Source organism: Vibrio sp. Vb0349, assembly GCF_033338975.1.
This window is the reverse complement of sequence record NZ_JAWOTS010000021.1, coordinates 42,082-61,417: the sequence shown is the minus strand read 5'-3', so window position 1 is coordinate 61,417 and position 19,336 is coordinate 42,082. Positions and strand designations below refer to the sequence as shown.

The following is a 19,336-nucleotide window of genomic DNA, read 5'->3' as shown; positions in this document are numbered from 1 at the left end:
TTAAAATACAAAACGCCCGATGAAGTACATCGAGCGTTTTAGTTAAAAAGTGTCAACCCATATCAGGACGGGTCATAAACTATTGAATGAACGATTCAACCTGTTGAAATAGTAGAACAATCCATACAAAATTATTGATAAACATAATAATTAACTAGCAACTCTACTTACTTCTCATATCGTCACTTTACTTCGTCCGCTTTGCAAAACTGTCGACAACTCGACACATTATTTTTCTATACTGATTTACGCCCATTAATTAGCACAAATGTAAAACAGCATGAATATGGAAGTTGAAGTGTGTACACATGGTGCTTACTTACAACGCGTACCGCGCAGTTTTTTTCAAAAGCTGCTGGGCATCAAGGAAGTATACGTATGCACAAAATGTGGTTACGTCATGAAAGTTAAGTAATTAGCCCAAGAAAAAACCAACCGCAAAAAAAAAGCGGCTCAATTGAGCCGCTTTTCACATCTAGATTAGCCTTATTCTTCGGTTTCCGCTTCTACTTCTTCGCTTCGACGAGTATAAAAACGCGCGAAGAACAAACCGACTTCAAACAGTAAACACATCGGAATAGCGAGTAAGGTTTGCGAGATCATGTCTGGTGGCGTTAACACCATACCTACGACAAACGCAGCCACTATAATATAAGGACGTTTCTGTCTTAAATCTTCTGGTGTAGTGGCCCCAGTCCAACACAACAAAATAATCGCAACAGGCACCTCAAATGCGATACCAAACGCCATAAATAGCGCCAGCACAAAGTCGAGATAACTCGAGATATCAGTTGCAAACTCTACTCCACCAAGAGAGATGGCGGTAAAGAAGCCAAACACCAATGGAAATACCACGAAGTAGGCAAATGCCACTCCACAGTAGAACAATAGCGAACTAGAGAACAGCAGTGGCATGATCAATCGACGTTCATGCTTGTACAAACCTGGCGCTACAAAGGCCCAAACTTGATACAAAATAAACGGCACCGCAATAAATACCGAAGCAATTAACGTCAGCTTAAGTGGCGTAAAAAAAGGTGACGCTACATCCGTAGCAATCATGGTCGCGCCTTCAGGTAGACGTTCTACTAAAGGTGCGGAAACAAACTCGTAAATGTGGTTAGAGAAATAAATTAGTCCGACAAACACGACCAACACTGCGAGGATTGAGCGCAGTAGTCGGTTGCGAAGCTCCAACAAATGACTAATTAAAGGTTGTGTCTGCTCGACGGTAGACATGGCAAACCTCTTATTAAAAACCAGATCAAAAAGGAGCTACCAATCACTAGTAGCTCCTCCTAATGAGACTATTCGGCTTTCTTATCTGCCGCTGTAACCTTGCTCTCTTCCGCTTTCTCTACCTTTTCTGCTGCTGGCTCTGTTTTTACAGGCTCAGCCTCTGAATCGGTGTTCTTTGCGTAAGGACGATTTACAGATTGCGCTGCCTTCTTCAACTCTTCAACTGAAGATTTCAACTCAGGGGATAAATCATCCATCCCCATTTGTTCTGCTTTGCGCAAGTTTTCTTGCAGCTCTTGGACTTTCAGCTCGTGTGACAATTCGTCTTTGACGCTATTTGCCATACTCTTAGCGGCACCGATAAAGCGAGACACGCTGCGAATAGCATGAGGCAAACGCTCCGGCCCAAGAACGACCAGACCAACAACAGATATTAATACCAGTTCCCAAAAACCGATATCAAACACGTTTTACGCCTGCTCTTTGTCTTTTTTCGTTTCAGGAGCAGCTTCTTTTTTCTGCTGCTCTTCTAGACTTTTTGGTTCGAAGTCTGCGTCTTTGTCATTTTTCGCAGGTTCATCTTCGCTCATCGCTTTTTTGAAGCCCTTAACGGCACCACCCAGATCGCCACCGATACCACGTAGTTTCTTTGTTCCGAATAGCAATACAACAATTACAGCAATGATTAGAAGTTGCCAAACACTGATACCACCCATTCTCTTTACCTCGGGTCTTTAAACAAACAAAAATATTTCAAGAGTTTAACGTCTATTGACGATAAGCTCGCCAACTAAGCAGCCAAAATGTGACACCTGCGATACCGCAGGCCAACGAAAGCTGCTCAAAAGCATCGTTCACCAATATTGCCGAGCATACGACTAAAGTCGCGCCAACGCCAAACAAAAACTTTCCTGTCGCCTGCTGGCGCTTGCTCTGGCGATACCCTTGATAAAGCTGATCCATACGTTGATTCATCGCTTTACCTTGTTTCAGGCTATCGTAAAGTAGCTCTGGCAGTTCAGGTAATTTCTCTGCCCAAAATGGTGCGCGGTCTTTAATCGCATTCACTAGAGCTTGCGGCCCAACTTGATTCATCATCCATTCCTCCAGGAATGGTTTTGCGGTCTCCCACAAATCAAGTTGAGGATATAGCTGCCTACCAAGCCCTTCCACGTACAACAGCGTTTTTTGCAACAGTACAAGCTGTGGCTGAACCTCCATATTGAATCGACGTGCCGTGTTGAACAAATTCAACAACACATGACCAAAGGAGATTTCGCACAATGGCTTAGCAAAAATAGGCTCACACACAATGCGAATCGCGAACTCAAACTCATCGACATTGGTATCCGCAGGCACCCACCCTGAATCCACATGTAACTCCGCCACTCGGCGGTAGTCACGATTGAAAAACGCCAGGAAGTTTTCCGCCAGATAACGCTTGTCTTCGCTATTAAGTGTACCAACGATTCCGCAATCTAGCCCTATCCACATTGGGTTCTCTGGATGTTCGGGTTTGACGAACACATTACCCGGATGCATATCGGCATGGAAAAAGCTGTCTCGGAACACCTGAGTGAAGAACACACTCACACCGCGTTCCGCGAGCAATTTCATATTGGTGCCATTTGCTTTCAAGCCTTCAATATCAGAGACTTGAATGCCATATATTCGCTCAGAAACCATGACAGTTTCATTACTGAAGTCGGGAAAAACTTCAGGAACATACAATTCTTCGCTGCCCTCAAAGTTGCGGCGCAACTGAATGGCATTCGCCGCCTCACGTCGCAAGTCGAGTTCATCAAGCAGGGTTTTCTCGTACTCACGCACGACTTCAACTGGTTTTAAACGACGTGCTTCAGGCATCGCTCCGGCGACTATACGCGCCATTCGGTGCATCAGTTTTAGATCTGAATCAATGACTGGGCGAATATCTGGGCGGATAACCTTTAATACCACTTCTTGGTTAGTGTCTTTTATGCGCGCAGTATGTACTTGAGCAATCGACGCAGACGCCAGTGGTTTGATATCAAACTCGGTAAACCATTTTTCTAACGGACCACCTAATGCTTGCTCCATCTGCTTTTTTGCCAACTCGCCATCAAAAGGCGCGACTTGGTCTTGAAGTAAAGCTAGGGGATCAGCGATATGCGGAGGAAATAAGTCACGGCGCGTCGACATCATCTGACCGAACTTAATCCAAACCGGCCCCAGCTCTTGCAGTGCTAAACGCAGACGTTCACCGAGTGGTTTTTCTGGGTGCTTGTTCTTAATCCAAAACAAGCTTTTGCGCAGTAAAAGCGGAGCTTTGGTCAGTTGGTGATCGGGAAGCAGCTCATCTAAGCCGTATTCCAGTTGTACTTTGGCGATGTGGTATAAGCGCTTTAGTTCTGCTGGCGTCATGGTTTCTCCAATGCAGGCTTATCTGCATCCAGCTTATTCAGCAAAGCCGTTAAACGAGCTTCAATGCGAGAAGCCTGGCTGCGAACCTCATCAACTTGGTCGCAGAAATAGGCCACTTCTAACGGAGCGGGAGCCAGTTTCCATTCTTCAGTCACTACTTGCGCAAGATGACGCTGGTGTTTTTCTGCTTGAGACGCAAGAAAGTTGCCGATGTTTTTTGAACCTTGCACAAAGGTATGTGCGGCGACATCGCCAGTCACGCGAGACAACCACTCTTCAACATCTGGTTTGCAATCCACCATCAACTGAGAGAATTTCTGCGCCAATTGAATATCGCCTTCGAGTTCAAGTTTATCTTGTTTAATAAGACGAGTGATGTTGGCCTGATCGCGCAGCTCTGGTAACACACTCAAGTTGAGCGATAGATAGCAGTTAGGCTGCCCTTCGTAATGACCGAGCACATCAATTTGCTGACTAAAAACGAATGTCAGTGTTTTATTGATCTCTTTCAGGTGAACTTGAATAACTTGACCTTTTAGACGCGCTAAACGACGGCCCAATGCAGGGTCGTCTTTGATCAGTGTATTCAGTGACGTTTCAATCACAGCGGTGATAAGTGGTTCAAATGGCATGCCGTTAACCCTTAGAATTTATAACCGCGATGCAAAGCCACAATACCACCAGTTAAGTTGTAGTATTTGGTGTTTTCAAAACCTGCTTCTTGCATCATGCCTTCCAGCGTTTCTTGGTCTGGATGCATACGGATTGACTCCGCTAGGTAGCGGTAACTCTCTGAGTCATTCGCAACTAGCTCACCGATTCTCGGCAACAAGTGGAATGAATATGCGTCGTATACTTTCGATAACGGCTCTAGCACTGGTTTTGAAAATTCCAACACCAATAGACGGCCGCCTGGCTTCAGTACGCGGAACATTGAACGAAGCGCTTTGTCTTTGTCAGTCACATTACGCAAACAAAAACTGATGGTGATAACATCAAAATAATCATCAGGGAACGGCAGTTCTTCTGCGTTGGCTTGAACATAATGCACGTTACCCACAATACCGTTGTCACGCAGTTTATCGCGACCAACGTTAAGCATTGAGTTATTGATATCGGCAAGGATGACATGGCCTTCATCGCCAACAATGCGCGAGAATTTCGCCGTCAAATCACCCGTACCACCACCTAGGTCAAGAATACGTTGGCCAGGGCGAGCACCACTACAATCGATAGTGAAGCGCTTCCAAAGGCGGTGAATACCACCAGACATCAGGTCATTCATGATGTCGTATTTTGTTGCCACGGAGTGGAATACTTCGGCAACCTTAGTCACTTTTTCGTCTTTTGCCACTGTAGAGAAACCAAAGTGAGTGGTTTCATTCTCTAACGCTGTATTGGATTGCAAACTTGTGTCCGTCATTCTAATTCCTCTTAGGCAGCGCTTTCCTCTACGGGGCGTTTGTTGACAAATAAAATCGCCCACTGCACTGCGGGCGATTAGTTTACTTTATCCTCAGCCGGATGTCTTTCTACTAACGGGTCATTTTCTGAAAATGCATCACTCTGCGCTAACTGCGCGAGGTCGGAAGAAATCGGTCGTTTAATTTCAACTCCCAAGTGTTTAAAGCTTTCGGCTTGGCGAATCACATTTCCGCGCCCTGTGGCAAGCTTGTTCATCGCACCTTGATAGCTTTGATTCGCCTTATCCAGCGCACCGCCGAGCCCCTCCATGTCGTCTACAAACAATCGTAATTTGTCGTAGAGTTTTGTCGCACGCTGCGCAATCATTTTGGCGTTTTCATTTTGGCGTTCATTGCGCCATAGATTATCAATGGTGCGCAATGCCACCAGCAACGTTGTTGGGCTCACCAAAATGATGTTTTGCTCCATCGCGTCTTTAATCAAGCTCGGATCGGCTTGAATCGCGACTTGGAACGCCGGCTCAACCGGGATAAACATCAGAACATAGTCCAAACTCTGAATACCTTTGAGTTTGTGGTAGTCCTTCATGCTTAACCCTTTGATATGTGAACGTAGAGCAGCTAAGTGCGCATTCAAAGCCTGATCGCGCTCAGCATCAGTTTCGGCGTTGAAGTAGCGCTCATAGGCAACCAGCGCCATTTTAGAATCCACAACCACTTGTTTGTTTTGTGGGAGATGCACAATGACATCAGGTTGGTAACGCTTGCCTGCTTCATTTTGTAAGTTCACCTGAGTCTGATATTCGTGCCCTTCACGCAAGCCAGATTCGGCAAGTACCCTAGCGAGCACCACTTCGCCCCAGTTACCTTGCTGTTTGTTGTCCCCTTTCAACGCTTGGGTCAAATTAACCGCTTCGCGCGTCATTTGCTCGTTCAAACGTTGCAGGTTTTTCAGCTCATGCACTAAGGTATGGCGCTCTTTAGCTTCTTGGCTAAAGCTGTCATTAACGTGCTTTTTGAACCCTTCTAACTGTTCTCTAAGCGGTGACAACAAGCCTTCTAAACTCTGACGGTTTTGCAAATCGACCTTCGCTGTTTTTTCTTCAAACAGTTGATTTGCCAAGTGCTCAAATTGTTGTTTCAAGCGTGCTTCCGCTTGTTCTAAAATTTGCAGTTTTTCGGCATTAGCTTGGTTAATTTGCTCATGGCGAGCTTGCTGTTCACGCAGCTGCGTTTCTAGACGTGATTTGTGTTCACGCATTTGACCAAGCTCATCAAAGTATTGCTGGCGCTCTTGCTTTACAGCCTCGAAGTAACGCAGTTTTTCCATAGCTGCCATCAGCTTTCCGTGCGTTTGACGCACTTCAAACGCGGCTTTATCGCGCTCATCATCTAATTCATCCAACTCTTGCTGGGCATCGGCAAGGCTTTGCTTGACCTGTTCAAGTTGCTGTTGATGAAGCTGTTTTTCTGAAACAAGTTGTTGCTCGAGAAGCTGAGTTTGGGTGATAAAACGCTGTTTCACCCACCAACCGGCAGCGACACCACTAAGCGTGGCAGCACAAAGAGAAGAGAGAATGAGAGATTGGTACTCAAGAATCCATTGCATAATAGCGAGTTAGCCTGTGTTTTGTATCTATAACAATGGTATTTAGACACTGGATAAATGTCCAGTTTGTTGGATGAAAAATCCTCGCATACACTAGGCCTTCCTATAATATTCTTTCTTCCGCTCAAATTATCCAAACCGAGCGGCACATCATCACGCAGAGGCATCATGAACGAGCGTCGCGCCCTAGGATTTGGGCTCTCAGCAGTATTACTTTGGTCTACCGTTGCAACCGCATTTAAACTCACGCTGGCAGAATTTACGCCGATTCAAATGCTATGCATTGCCAGCATCGTCTCTGCGATTGCACTAACACTAATCTGTGGTGTGCAAGGTAAATTGGGCCAGTTAAGCGCTACATTTTTCTCAAACCCTTGGTATTACCTACTGCTTGGGTTGATTAACCCTTTGGCGTATTACGTTATTCTGTTCAAAGCATATGACTTGCTGCCCGCATCTCAGGCTCAAGCAATCAACTACAGCTGGGCCATCACCTTAACGCTAATGGCCGCTGTTTTCTTAGGACAAAAGATCCGTGGTAAGGACTGGCTGGCTTGCGGTTTTAGTTATGTCGGTGTGATAGTGATTGCCACACAAGGCAATCTTTTAGGCATGGAATTTGAGAGCCCGTTGGGTGTTGGTCTTGCGCTGCTATCAACGCTGCTGTGGGCCGGTTACTGGATTTTAAATACCAAAAATAAGGCCGACCCTGTGGTTGGCGTTCTGCTCGGCTTTTTGGTCGCTATTCCATTCGCCATTGGTTTAAGTCTTTATGAAGGTGCGAGCTGGCAGGCAATCTCAGCTAAAGGCTGGGCAGCGGTGACGTATGTCGGACTGTTTGAAATGGGGATCACTTTCGTTTTGTGGCTGAGCGCACTCAAATCAACGCAAAACACCGCGCGTATCAGTAATCTGATCTTTGCTTCTCCATTTATCTCACTCATGTTGTTAGCTACCATCATCGGCGAAGAAATTCACCCTTCAACCTTGATTGGCCTGGTATTGATCATCAGTGGCTTAGTCATTCAGCAAGTCTCATGGGGCAAGAAAACCAAAGCGGTAAACGCTTCTTAATCACCTATCAAAAGCCCTAAAAAACAATGCAATAAGTTGGATAAAAAAGAGATATAGATAACATTTTAATGATAGAAAGCACTTTACGCTGCTAGGATTTAGCTACGCGTTGGATACGATACTCACAAAGCCCAATAGCTTACGCTAGATTCTAATATAATTACCTTTGGGCGATTTAGGACTCGTTATTAATTATGTTTCGCTTCGCTATTCCTTCGCCTTTGATGGCAGACTGGCAACACGTTCTGCGACAATGCTGTAATGTAACTCAAGCTCAGGGACAGCTTTATACTCTGAGCGATACTCAGCAGTGGCTATCGACTGAGGTGTCCACCTCAACCCAAAATCATCGTGCTATCGTCGATGTGATAACGCAAGTTGTCGATCACTTTACGCCGACAGATTTTACAGTTAGCCATACCCCCTTTGAAGAGCAAACCTTGAGCATAGGACCGATTTGGCTACCAAATGGCGAATTGCTTGCCGTACTGACACTGACTCACCCTAATGATCAATCAACGGTTGTTTCGGCATGGCTAAGCGCAATGGCGGGGCGGATCAGCTATGATATCAACTTGCACTGTCAGCAAGAACAAACGCGACATCAAAGCGCGGAAATAAAGCCAACACCAACACTACAAGAGTTTATCGACTGCCTTGAAGACCACGTATGGATAAAAGGCATGGATGGTCTTTATTCGATGACCAACCGAAGCGTAGAAAATGCGTGGCAAAAAACCAACAGTGAAATCATTGGAAAAGACGATTTTGCTCTGTTTAGCCATGAACGTGCGGAAAAATTCATTGATGCCGATAAATTGGTGGTAGCCACGGGCACGCAAAATATTGTTGAAGAATGCCGTCAAATTGATGAAAACAATAACCCCACTTGGCTAGAAACCATTAAGTCTCCTGTCCGTGATCATGCGGGAAACTTAATCGGCATTCTGGGGATGACACGTAACATCACCCGCCGAAAAATGGTAGAAACGCAGCTCTCCTTAGCGTCCCAAATTTTCAACAATTCGCAAGAAGGCATGGTCATTACAGACCGCAATGCCAACATCATTGATGTAAACACGGCTTTTACCCAAATTACAGGTTACCGCTCTGAAGAGGTGATAGGAAAAAACCCACGAATTCTGCGCTCAGGCCATCATGATCAAGGTTTCTATCAACAGTTGTGGCATCAACTCGAAAACAAAGGCCAATGGAAAGGCGAATTCATCAACAGAAAGAAAGATGGCAGCATTTATCCGCAATTAGCGACCATTAGCGCCGTAATGGACGATAAAAACCACCTTATTAACTACATTTGTGTGTTTGAAGATATCTCTGTGCGTAAGGCACACGAAGAAAAGCTGCAGCGCATGGCTTTTTACGATCCATTAACCAATCTACCTAATCGCACTCATTTACTTAGCTTACTCGAGCAACACATCGAAACCGGACACAAAAGCCAGCAGACGTTTGCCACCCTATTCTTAGATATCGACCATTTCAAACACATCAACGATAGCATGGGCCACTTCTGTGGTGACCAATTGCTGTCTAAGTTAGCGATTCGTCTGCAAGATGTGCTTCACCTCAATGCGCATGTGGCTCGCATTGGCGGCGATGAATTTGTGATTATTTTGCCAGACATCCATAGTGATGTTGCCTTACTGGAAACCGTCGGCGATATTCTAAGCGTATTCCAGCAACCATTCGACTTGGCAAACCACGACTCACTTCGTGTCTCGACAAGTATTGGTATTGCCTTGTACCCAAGAGACGGTCAAGACAGTGAAACCTTACTGAAAAACGCAGACACCGCGATGTACTTAGCGAAGAAAAATGGACGCAACGGCTACGCGTTTTACTCACCGGATTTGACCGATAAATCCGTATCCCATGTACGCATTCAATCCGCTTTGCATCAAGCAATAGAAAAACAACAACTCCGGTTAGAATTCCAACCGCAATACAATTTGGAACAAAATACGATTGTCGGCGTGGAAGCTTTATTACGCTGGCAGCATCCAGAGTTTGGCCTTGTACCACCAGCAGACTTTATTCCAATTGCAGAAAAAACAGGGCTGATTCAAAGCATTGGTGAGTGGGTGTTACAACAAGCCTGTTTGCAAGGTAATGCTTGGCTGGACCAGGGCATCGAGTTTGGCAAAATCGCCGTCAATGTTTCTGCGTTGCAGCTTCAGCAGTCAAATTTCATTCAGCGATTAAGTACTATCCTCGATAACACCGGATACCCTGCCCAACGGTTAGATTTGGAGATCACAGAGAGCTTTTTACTGATCGACCCTCAACAAGCCATTGCATCGTTAAATCAATTACGAGAACTGGGTATTGAGATTTCTCTGGATGACTTTGGAACTGGCTATTCGTCTTTGTCTTACTTGAAAGGTTTGCCAATCAACAAACTGAAAATTGACCGCTCATTTGTCAGTGATGTCCCAAGTAATAGCGACAGCAACGCGATTGTGAATGCCATTATTGCCATGGGAAAAACGCTGTCGTTGAAAGTCGTCGCGGAAGGGATAGAAACTCGGGAACAAGCCGATTATTTATTCGAAAAAGGCTGTATTTATGGTCAGGGATATTTATTTAGTCAGCCAGTGAGCGCTGAAAAACTGTTTCGTTGAACCAGCTTGCTCCTCAAGTCACTCTCGCGGTGCCACGTCCGCGGAGGTGATTTGTTTTGCTTGATTTTGGGTTGATTGGCATAGCTCTAGACGATCAACCAAAATATTGATACAAACCAGCAACGGCACACCGATCAATAGTCCCATTCCGCCCCAAAGCCAGCCCCAAAAAACAAGCCAAACAAAAATCACTAATGGGTTTAAGTTAAACCTTTTCCCCAATAGTGTTGGTGTAACAAACTGACTTTCAATCAAATTGAGCAGTAAATAGATAGACACCACCGTCAGCATAAAACTGACCGACTCCAACTGAAGATAAGCAACAAAGCCAAAGCTCACCATGGATATGACAGGGCCGAGGTACGGCGCAAAATTCATCACGCCTGCAAATGCGCCCCATAGAAATGGATCTTCAAGGCCTAGAACAAAAAACACGGCCCCGACACTCAACCCCAACCCCGCATTCACTAAAGTGATGGTGCCAATGTATCGAGATAGGTCTTTCTGTAGCGCTTTGACCAACTCAATCGCTTGGCGCTGTTTGGCGAACCCATGTAAGTAAGACACTGACTTTCGAAATAAGCTTCGTCCATGATTGAGCATAAAGTAAACCATAAACAGCACGATCATCGCTTGTGTCAAAATCGTCGGCGTAGTGGTCGCGAGCGTTTTTACCAAAGAAAAGAAGGTGTTGTTCCCGACCTCATCCATACTCATATCATTGGCGATATTCAATGGAGTATTAAGGTGATCAGCCGAAGCTTTAGTAACTTCGCTTACTTCTTGCGACACATTTTTCACGATACTGGGCAGCTCAGACCACCATTGCTTGGCGGGCTCCGACATGGCGGCAAGACCAATAATTGAGGCGCCAACGAGGAATGACAGCGTCAACACGACGGTAATAGCACGTGGTAAACCTTTGTCTTCAAGATAATTAATGAAAGGACTGCACAGCAGAGAAATAAAGGTGCTAAGCACAATAGGTAACAATATTGGCTTGGCAAAATACAGCCCTGGGACGAGTAACAGGACGAGAAGCGTTGCACCAATCGCAGTGTTGGCAGGAATGTTCAATTTCGCTGTCATAATAAGCTCAGAATCGGTAAGAAAATTTTGCGGTGAAATCCGCTATTAGAGTGGTTCGCCCTCTGTCGTAGCAGCGTTGCTTACTTGTGTTGCTGCATTTCCATTTTGCTCCGCATCTGACTCATCCAGAGAAGCTGCCGCGACCGGCTTTGTGAGCGAATCGGTAATATCAGACACGCTGCTAACCAATAGCCCCATTGACGAAATAGAAGAAGTCAGTCGAGACAATCGACCTGCTTTTGCTGCGGTAACGGCAACGACAGCACTAATGCCTAATGTCGTCCAAGGGTTTTCTCTCACAAACTTCTTGGTGGTAAACGTGAACATTTCCATCGACAAACAGCATTGCTCTAGAGACGCTTTACCTTCCATCCGCTTGATCCGCATGGCTCGATTGAGCTTTTGTAGCGAGCGCATCCCACCCCTCCTGTAATTGTTCTGTCGTATTTTTGAATCCAAGAAATCCAACTAAACGCTTCTGCCACCAGGCTAAAGCAAATAATGCCAAGCCTAATGATGTGATAAATACACCCACGGCAACATATACGTTGGCAGTTAACTGATAAGCCACCACTCCAGAGGCAAGGCACAAACTGAATACGAACAATACCGACAATAGGGTAAAAACAACGGTACACAGCAAAATCTGACGCACTGCGGACACGTTAACTTTCATCTCCAAGAGGAACAAATCCAACGTTGAACCTGACCATGCTTTTAGCGATTTCGTCAGTTGGTCCAATTGCGCAAGAATGCTGCTCAAACCATTAATGGTTTGTTGGATATCCTGTTCTTCTGCCCCATCAGGGGCTCGGCCGCTGTCTGAAGCCGCCGAGCCTGATTGCTGATTGGTAACTTGCCCTGAGTTATTCATGTGAAGCCTCGCCTTTCTGTTGTGTGGCTTAATCCTTGGTGACCACTATTATTTGATCAGCTTCGAAACCGCCCAACCAGCAAGGAAGGCACAGCCTATGCTCAGCAATGGGCGCTCCTTGATTACATTTTCTGCCGACTTAGTCGCCTGCTGAACTTGCTGTGCACCGACATCCAGCTTCTCTTTGGCTTGGTCTTTCATCGCGCCAACGGCTTCCGTCGTGGCTTGTTCCGCTAAGTGATATGCTTCTTCTAACTGCTCTTGAGGTTTTACTGTGCTTTCTTTTGTAGTAGCCATAACTAGCCTCCATTAATGAGTTGAATAGTGAATCAAGTGAAACAATGTTTGACCTCACTTACTCCCTACAAAGCCATATCCATGCCATAATTTTAAGTCATTGTTTTTTATTGATTTTATTTTTATTTCGATAAAAAGCCGTATCTGTACGTGTAATTCTTTCCAGGCTTTCCCCGCCATTCTTGTAATTTTTTCTTAGCGCCTTACCGACTGTTAGCAAGTTATTGCAAAACAAGACATTAAGTCACTGATTAATAAGACTTAAAGTTCATTGGCATACAACCTGCAAATGAAGACGAAACATCGTGTTTGTATTCCATACGCTCAAACACCCCTATCACCAGTAAATAAGGAGTGGCATATGAAAAATGAAAACATCGCCTCAATCATTGAGCTTATCGAAAGCGGAAATGAAATTTACAACAAGGCCATCGAGAACATCGACAACACTTCTTTGAATAATGTGTTGGTAGAACTGCTCAGAGTACGTGAGCGTGCAGTCATTGAGCTCACTCCCTACTCTCTAGCAAGTAACAATGAAGAATCTGCCGACGACACTCCGGTTTCCTACACCATCAAGGCGCGTGAGGTCTACAGCGACGTGATGAAGGAAGTGTCCTCTGACAAAGAGTCTATGTATTTAGAACAGCTTGAAGGTGTCGAAAGCAAGGTACTCAAAGAGATTGAGAATTTGATTACTTCCCACCCAGAGCAGGCGGATAACTCGGTTCTGCTGAAAGTTCGTAGCGATATAAAAAGCTGCAAAGAAAAACTCAGCAGCATCAGCCTTATTAGCTAAAACTTGGTGGTCGCCTTTGCAATAAAGCTCGGTATTGATCAAAGAAATGGCCAACTTGCTTTGGCCATTTCTGACAAGCCCACAGGCGCATTAACATAACCATCACGAGAAATGTCCCACGACAATAGTCATAAATAAAGAGGTCACTATGACATTGGATAACAATCGAGTAAGGGAGCTACTCGTAAAAATGACACACCATCGCCAAACGTGTTTGCCTCTCGTTAACCCGCAATCACACATGACACTCGCAAGAGCGGCATATCGATTCGTGAAAATAGAAAAAGTGATGATCAAAAAGATGGCGAAGCTGTTCTTCGATCAAGATGGTGAACAATTCATTGCAGAAAATGCCACCGAATACGGCGTTGCCGAGTTAGGCAATTACAAAGAAATGCATTTTATGAATAAACTACTGTTAGATGATTTAAAAGCCCTGCTTAGAGCCATTGACGACACCAACTTAACCGCACTTGTTTCTTATTGGTTAGCTGCTTTACAAGTTGAAAACGATGAAATTGAAAAGCACTTACCTCAGGGTGAGTAATTGTACTCGCCCTTCTTTCTTTCACTTTGTTTAACCCTCATCCCCAATCAACCTAATAAAAAGGTGTAGATAGACAAAAGCCGCTGCATCTACGCAGCGACCTTAATAGCCTTTTTACGACGCACACCAAATCATCAAACAACACAGAAAAAGCGCCATGTAGAATACGAAGCAAATGGCGCGTAATCCGCGGATTATCTGTGTTAAAGCGAAGCTGATTTACGTCTCTGGCTTGGAACAAATACGTTCAATGACTTTGGACGCAGCTTGATTGCCAGTTGCTCATCAGAATACAGTTCACCATCAATCACATACTCAATCGGTTTATTCGCAGAAATAGTGACGCTCTGAGCCGTCGCGTATTGAAAATGTGTCGATTCTTCCTGTGCGCCTACGCTCGTTAATGTCAGATCCGACAAGGCGATAAGACGTCCGCCTAAAGACTCGGTGTTATCTAAATATGTGATATGCAGCTTGCCATCATCAGGCTGCGGCGCATCACCACCTTGGGCAAGCAACGTACTAAATGGAGCGATATTCGCAACGACAAAACTATGGACTTCAAGCGTTTGTGTATTATTGTCGTGGTTTCCATCTTCAGTTGGATCGTCTAACGAAACGGTTAAAGCTTGCGTTTCTTCCGCCACTACAGCATTAAAAAAGCCGGTGAGGTAAGCGAGTTGTCCAAAAACATTTTTCTCTTCTCGCTGAGCGTGCTCGATCATTTTCTGTTCTAGCCCAATACCTAAGACCAATAAAATAAGCCGCTGATTGCAGTCCGCAGTATCAATACGTTGGCAGTGTCCGCCAAGCAACGCTTCACACGCTTTTTCGACCGGTGAGAATTTTGCGCCAACGCCATAGAGCACATGACATAACGCATTGGCAGTTCCGAGCGGAACAATACCGAGTTTGAGGTCGGTATCCACCAATTGGCTCGCAACCTCTGTTACAGTGCCATCGCCACCAGCTACGATGATTTGCTTAGCTCCACTTTCTTTTGCCTGTTGTGTTAGCTGCTCGGCGCTGAGGTTTGTGGTGGTTTGATGAATACTCAAGCGATATTTTTTGGTTAGCTCACGAATCAAGTGCTGTTCGTTTTCCCCCCATTTGCCGCCACCTGCAACAGGGTTAACCACCATCCAAGTGGATTGATCCAGCCCCAGTACGCCTTTTTCACTGATCGCTCGTAACGTCCTAATCTGTAATTTATTCAATCTCGCGGTACTGCGTACGTCATTGATTTTTTTCATCACGGATTCAACCGTCAGTGACGGGTCTTTGCTCAGTAAATACGCCGCCACAACAAACACTGAACGACCACGCCCTAACGCACAATGCACAACCACGGCCCGCGAGCACGAGATTTGAGTATCAATCCAGTTAATCGCATGGCGAAGACGCTCTAGCGTTGGGGCTTTGTGGTCGAGTACCGGAATCGAAAGGTAATGAAACTGCTTGTCGGTCATCGCGCTTTCAAGGCCTGCAAATTCTGCGGTGACATCGACAATACAAGAGATCTCATTGGATTCGAGAAAATCTAAGTCACTCTGAAACAAACGGCGAGATAGGTATAAATTGTCGCTGACTTTTTGGATTGGAGGTACAGTATCACGCCGTCTTTCCCAGGCGTTATACGCTCTAGCCCCCAATAAAAATGGGATGAATGCCCAGCGAATCCACCTGACAATCTTGCCATCTTGGTTTTTTCTAAAAATAGAGGGAATGTCGAATACGTAGGCTACGCTGACCAACGCTAAAGAAAGAGATATCCACAAGAACAGCAGACTAACGATAATTTGAGGCGTATAGATAGCGGCCAATAAACTGATCAGAGCGCCAAGAATATAATATTTGATGATAAACATTCGCTCTCCTTGCCTTCAGCGAGTGCACTTTTTAGTGGAAGTTAGAATACGCGGGGGATTGAGCTTGGATACATGAACTTGAGTAAACGCCTTGATTGAGTGCCTTCCCGTGCCGAAATGGCACGAAAAGGTCCAACACTCTACCTAGCTTGCCATCTCTTCAACATAACCATCCGCTAGTTTCATTTTCTGCTTATCGGTCATTACCTTGCCGGCTAACTGGAAGAAACGCTGCTCTTCTTCCTCAAGATGGTGCAACACTTTGTGACGTAAGGTTTTCATTAGGTTGAGCCACGCTGGCGAGCTCATATCGGTTGCATCAAGCTGTGCAATCACTTTATCAATTTCATGATGCTCTGCGATGCCATGGCGAGTGAGATCAATGGTCTTATCGCTATCTATTAAAGGCGCGTAGAAAAACCGCTCTTCTGCCGCTGCGTGCTGTTCGAGTTCCTCTTTAAGGTTGTGATAAAACTCTTCACGAGCGGGGGAATCTCCAGACGTTTCCATCAGAGCATCGAGTAAAAGGCGTTGCTTTTCATGACTCTCTTTCAGTACATCAAATATGTTTTTCATCTTTGACTCCTTATCTGATTGTAAACAATTGGGACAAAAGGAAGGGCGGTTATTGACCGCCCCTCTCTTACATAGCTATGCGTAAAAAACCTAACCTGATTCGGCTAACAGTCTTGGTCTTCAGCGTTTAGATTTTCTTTAATGTTTTCACATTCATCTTCAATCGCATTTTGGGTTTCTTCGGCGGCTTCATCTATCTTTTTGCCGGCCTGTTCCATTGGCCCTTCTTCACTACAAGCTGCCAACGCAAACACCAAACCGAATACTGCGGCGATACGGTAAATAAATGACGTAAGTCGCATGGAATCTCCTATCTATTTACGTTTTTTCTTCCCAGCAGAACAATCACTATTGATACAATTAATGACAATAGGAATAGGTAAAATATCACTTGCGCGATAGAGGCAGCAGCTCCTGCAATACCGGTAAAGCCTAATAGTGCAGAAATTAGTGCCAGTGCCAGAAAAATAAACATCCAACGAACCATAGTGTTACCTCCTAATAAAAGTGGGTTAAATCACTCGGCTCGCTATTATTGAACCACTTCTAGCTTATCAATCACCTTATTTACGTCATTGGTGTTATTTGCAATTGAAATTGCAAGATCATGCTCCGCATCTGAATTAACTTTACCTGCCAACGTTACCGTTTTGTGTTCTGTCGTTACATCAATATCCGTGCCACTCACATTGGTATCCATTAGTAGGCGCGTTTTAACTATAGTCGTGATTTTAGAATCGGTCAGTGTAGCTAAAGCTTCTGAATCAGTTTCTTTCTTGCCTTCATTCACTACTGACAATTCGTTGTTTACTTTTTTCACACCATCAAGACCAGTAACAAGCTCTTCGGCAAGTGATTTTTCAAGATCATTGTTTACCGAACCAGAAAGGGTAACGACCTGATTCTCAACATCGGTATTGATATCAAAAGAGTTGAGATTGCTGTTTAGCAGTAGCGTGGTTTCAGCTTTACCATCTAGCCAAGCGTCCATGGATTCTTTTTCCCATTTATCACTCGCTAAGACTGCTGTAGATGAAGTAGCAAGAACTGACGTAAGTACAATTTTAGCTGCGATGTTATTCATGGTAATTCTCCTTTATTGACGTTGCACTTCCCTAGGAGCAAACCATGTGCCAACTTTATAACTTATTGTTTTTAATTAACTAATAAAGAAAAGAGGTAAAAATGAGATGAGCAATAAAGTATAAGCATGAATTATTTACACGTAAAAAATGTAATTTTTAATCGGTGATAAAGCCTCCGTCACTTGTGCCGAAATAACCTGATAAAACAGAAAGGCTATTTCTCCAGAATCAATTAATAGCAAAATTATTATTTAAAAAATAAAAATCTGAACAAAAGGAAATATCTACTGATGGCTCTCACCGATATATATCAAAAAGGGGCTAACAACATAAAAATACCGAACAAATCCTTAAATCTATGCTGACAATATTTTGTCTTGTGAAGTGAGAATAATCCACGTACATTGTTTCTGTCATAGTAAAGAGGACATTTCTATGTCGATGCCAAGCCTGTTTCTAAGAATACAAGATCCATCACTTAAAAATGCCATCGCTTCTTGCCAGGAACTGAACAAATTTCGTCTGCATGACATCGATGCCGCAGACCAATGGATTGAAGATTTCCTACAACTCAAACCGGAAGTTGCGATTGTTGAAGTCGCCCACTTTACTAGTGCAGATTATCAACGTCTTTCTAATATCGAAGACATCTATGATATGGACTTGATCATCATTAGCTCAGGCGCTCCAAACGAGAACTTGGATAAGCTGATGAACTTGGGTGCTATTTTTCACTACAGAAAGCCCGTTGATATTGCCATTCTGACGGACACCCTGAGCGAAGTCAGCCAGTACTATCAACACAAACAAGATCAAGGGCGTAAAGTGTCCACCAGCGATCTTGACCAATTTGGTCTTTTGGTCGGCTCTTCCTCTCCGATGCATCAGCTCTATCGTATGATCAGGCGCGTTGCAAAAACCGAAGCCAACGTCCTTATTGTCGGTGAAAGCGGATCAGGCAAAGAACTGGTGGCGCAGACCATCCACTTAGCGAGTGAGCGTAAACAACAGCCCTTTATAGCGATTAACTGTGGTGCCATTAGCCCTGAATTGGTTGATAGTGAACTGTTTGGCCATGAGAAAGGCGCTTTTACCGGAGCAAATAAAACTCACCAAGGTGTATTTAAGCAGGCAGAGGGCGGCACCCTATTTTTAGATGAAATCACCGAGATGCCTATCGAGCATCAAGTGAAGCTATTGCGGGTGCTAGAAACCGGAGAGTATCGCCCAGTTGGCAGTAATACGGTTCATATCGCTAATACTCGCATCATTGCTGCTACAAACCGTGATCCTAAAATCGCCATTGAGGAGCAGTTCCTGCGTGAAGATCTGTTTTTCCGCTTATCGCATTTCCCATTAACGATACCGCCACTGCGAGAACGAGGCGGTGATATCGTCGGTCTGGCCAAGCACTTTATCGCGCACCGCAACGCCAATGAGGCAAAAACCAAAACGATTCTTGACTCTGCGATCCAAAAAATCGCTGCACACGACTGGCCAGGTAATGTCCGTGAGCTCAAACACACGATCGAGCGTGCATTTATTTTGGCTGATGACACCATCCGAGATGAACACCTTATCTTCGACACACCACCATTGGAAACAGGCACCAGCATCGAAGACCTTGTTCCGGCGGGCGTTTCGCTAGAAGAGCTAGAAAAAGCCGCCATTCTCAATACCCTTGAAGAGAATCAAGGCAATAAAACGGAATCAGCGCAGGAGTTAGGCATTAGCGTGAAAACGCTCTATAACAAACTCGAAAAGTATCAAGACGAGTAACTCGCTATGGGAATACAAAAAGAGCACTGAC

General features: G+C 44.8%; 21 protein-coding genes. 5 read left to right on the top strand and 16 right to left on the bottom strand.

From position 1 onward, the window contains the following. Positions 1 to 486: 486 nt before the first annotated feature. The 7 genes from tatC to rmuC form a co-directional block, all read right to left on the bottom strand. Positions 487 to 1,239 carry a twin-arginine translocase subunit TatC gene (gene tatC, locus R7Q47_RS18510; protein WP_005379234.1) on the bottom strand — a complete coding sequence of 251 codons (753 nt, stop codon included), beginning with the start codon at positions 1,237 to 1,239 and terminating at the stop codon, positions 487 to 489. Positions 1,240 to 1,307: 68 nt separating this feature from the next. Then, positions 1,308 to 1,706, bottom strand: coding sequence for a Sec-independent protein translocase protein TatB (gene tatB / locus R7Q47_RS18505; RefSeq protein ID WP_005382959.1), 399 nt, complete (start codon positions 1,704 to 1,706; stop codon positions 1,308 to 1,310). 3 nt (positions 1,707 to 1,709) lie between these two features. After that, positions 1,710 to 1,955: a Sec-independent protein translocase subunit TatA gene (gene tatA / locus R7Q47_RS18500; protein ID WP_005382958.1), complete on the bottom strand. Its 246-nt coding sequence runs from the start codon at positions 1,953 to 1,955 to the stop codon at positions 1,710 to 1,712. Positions 1,956 to 2,007: 52 nt separating this feature from the next. Further along, positions 2,008 to 3,642, bottom strand: a complete 1,635-nt coding sequence (gene ubiB, locus R7Q47_RS18495; protein WP_005379226.1) for a ubiquinone biosynthesis regulatory protein kinase UbiB — start codon at positions 3,640 to 3,642, stop codon at positions 2,008 to 2,010. After that, entirely contained in the window at positions 3,639 to 4,274 is a 636-nt protein-coding gene (locus tag R7Q47_RS18490) for an SCP2 domain-containing protein (RefSeq protein WP_005379213.1), read from the bottom strand. The genes ubiB and R7Q47_RS18490 overlap by 4 nt, the downstream gene beginning before the upstream one ends. An 11-nt stretch (positions 4,275 to 4,285) precedes the next feature. Beyond that, on the bottom strand, positions 4,286 to 5,065 hold the full coding sequence (gene ubiE / locus R7Q47_RS18485) for a bifunctional demethylmenaquinone methyltransferase/2-methoxy-6-polyprenyl-1,4-benzoquinol methylase UbiE (RefSeq protein WP_017635022.1): 780 nt from the start codon (positions 5,063 to 5,065) through the stop codon (positions 4,286 to 4,288). A gap of 77 nt (positions 5,066 to 5,142) precedes the next feature. Next, positions 5,143 to 6,675: a DNA recombination protein RmuC gene (rmuC, locus tag R7Q47_RS18480; RefSeq protein ID WP_005382956.1), complete on the bottom strand. Its 1,533-nt coding sequence runs from the start codon at positions 6,673 to 6,675 to the stop codon at positions 5,143 to 5,145. 168 nt (positions 6,676 to 6,843) lie between these two features. On the opposite strand from rmuC, the gene R7Q47_RS18475 reads away from it, so the two are divergent. Together R7Q47_RS18475 and R7Q47_RS18470 are read left to right on the top strand one after the other, a co-directional pair. Beyond that, positions 6,844 to 7,749, top strand: coding sequence for a DMT family transporter (locus tag R7Q47_RS18475; protein WP_213960917.1), 906 nt, complete (start codon positions 6,844 to 6,846; stop codon positions 7,747 to 7,749). 194 nt (positions 7,750 to 7,943) lie between these two features. After that, on the top strand, positions 7,944 to 10,391 hold the full coding sequence (locus R7Q47_RS18470; protein WP_318089312.1) for an EAL domain-containing protein: 2,448 nt from the start codon (positions 7,944 to 7,946) through the stop codon (positions 10,389 to 10,391). An 18-nt stretch (positions 10,392 to 10,409) separates the two neighbouring features. Here the strand turns inward: R7Q47_RS18470 and R7Q47_RS18465 are convergent, their stop codons facing one another. The 4 genes from R7Q47_RS18465 to R7Q47_RS18450 are packed head-to-tail and all read right to left on the bottom strand — an operon-like array spanning position 10,410 to position 12,651. Then, on the bottom strand, positions 10,410 to 11,480 hold the full coding sequence (locus R7Q47_RS18465) for an AI-2E family transporter (RefSeq protein ID WP_248487194.1): 1,071 nt from the start codon (positions 11,478 to 11,480) through the stop codon (positions 10,410 to 10,412). A 45-nt stretch (positions 11,481 to 11,525) separates the two neighbouring features. Continuing rightward, positions 11,526 to 11,852, bottom strand: coding sequence for a hypothetical protein (locus R7Q47_RS18460; RefSeq protein WP_005379200.1), 327 nt, complete (start codon positions 11,850 to 11,852; stop codon positions 11,526 to 11,528). Then, positions 11,842 to 12,354, bottom strand: coding sequence for a phage holin family protein (locus R7Q47_RS18455; protein ID WP_005379198.1), 513 nt, complete (start codon positions 12,352 to 12,354; stop codon positions 11,842 to 11,844). The genes R7Q47_RS18460 and R7Q47_RS18455 overlap by 11 nt, the downstream gene beginning before the upstream one ends. Before the next feature lie 48 nt (positions 12,355 to 12,402). After that, positions 12,403 to 12,651 carry a hypothetical protein gene (locus R7Q47_RS18450; protein WP_005379196.1) on the bottom strand — a complete coding sequence of 83 codons (249 nt, stop codon included), beginning with the start codon at positions 12,649 to 12,651 and terminating at the stop codon, positions 12,403 to 12,405. A gap of 361 nt (positions 12,652 to 13,012) precedes the next feature. Here R7Q47_RS18450 and R7Q47_RS18445 point away from each other — a divergent pair, with 361 nt between their 5' ends. Both R7Q47_RS18445 and R7Q47_RS18440 read left to right on the top strand, forming a co-directional pair. Beyond that, positions 13,013 to 13,450 carry a DUF2383 domain-containing protein gene (locus R7Q47_RS18445; protein WP_005379194.1) on the top strand — a complete coding sequence of 146 codons (438 nt, stop codon included), beginning with the start codon at positions 13,013 to 13,015 and terminating at the stop codon, positions 13,448 to 13,450. Positions 13,451 to 13,598: 148 nt separating this feature from the next. Further along, on the top strand, positions 13,599 to 13,997 hold the full coding sequence (locus R7Q47_RS18440) for a hypothetical protein (RefSeq protein ID WP_005379193.1): 399 nt from the start codon (positions 13,599 to 13,601) through the stop codon (positions 13,995 to 13,997). A 203-nt stretch (positions 13,998 to 14,200) separates the two neighbouring features. Here the strand turns inward: R7Q47_RS18440 and R7Q47_RS18435 are convergent, their stop codons facing one another. From R7Q47_RS18435 to R7Q47_RS18415, 5 genes are all read right to left on the bottom strand, one after another. Next, a complete protein-coding gene (locus tag R7Q47_RS18435; RefSeq protein WP_318089309.1) occupies positions 14,201 to 15,865 on the bottom strand; it encodes a diacylglycerol kinase family protein in 1,665 nt (554 codons plus the stop codon). 144 nt (positions 15,866 to 16,009) lie between these two features. Beyond that, entirely contained in the window at positions 16,010 to 16,441 is a 432-nt protein-coding gene (locus R7Q47_RS18430; RefSeq protein ID WP_005379185.1) for a hemerythrin domain-containing protein, read from the bottom strand. 104 nt (positions 16,442 to 16,545) lie between these two features. Continuing rightward, positions 16,546 to 16,743 carry a hypothetical protein gene (locus tag R7Q47_RS18425; protein WP_005379178.1) on the bottom strand — a complete coding sequence of 66 codons (198 nt, stop codon included), beginning with the start codon at positions 16,741 to 16,743 and terminating at the stop codon, positions 16,546 to 16,548. A gap of 8 nt (positions 16,744 to 16,751) precedes the next feature. After that, on the bottom strand, positions 16,752 to 16,928 hold the full coding sequence (locus R7Q47_RS18420) for a DUF1328 family protein (RefSeq protein WP_005379177.1): 177 nt from the start codon (positions 16,926 to 16,928) through the stop codon (positions 16,752 to 16,754). Positions 16,929 to 16,973: 45 nt separating this feature from the next. Beyond that, a complete protein-coding gene (locus R7Q47_RS18415) occupies positions 16,974 to 17,525 on the bottom strand; it encodes a BON domain-containing protein (protein ID WP_047103707.1) in 552 nt (183 codons plus the stop codon). 436 nt (positions 17,526 to 17,961) lie between these two features. Here R7Q47_RS18415 and R7Q47_RS18410 point away from each other — a divergent pair, with 436 nt between their 5' ends. Beyond that, positions 17,962 to 19,305: a sigma-54 interaction domain-containing protein gene (locus tag R7Q47_RS18410; RefSeq protein ID WP_005382945.1), complete on the top strand. Its 1,344-nt coding sequence runs from the start codon at positions 17,962 to 17,964 to the stop codon at positions 19,303 to 19,305. Positions 19,306 to 19,336 lie beyond the last annotated feature (31 nt).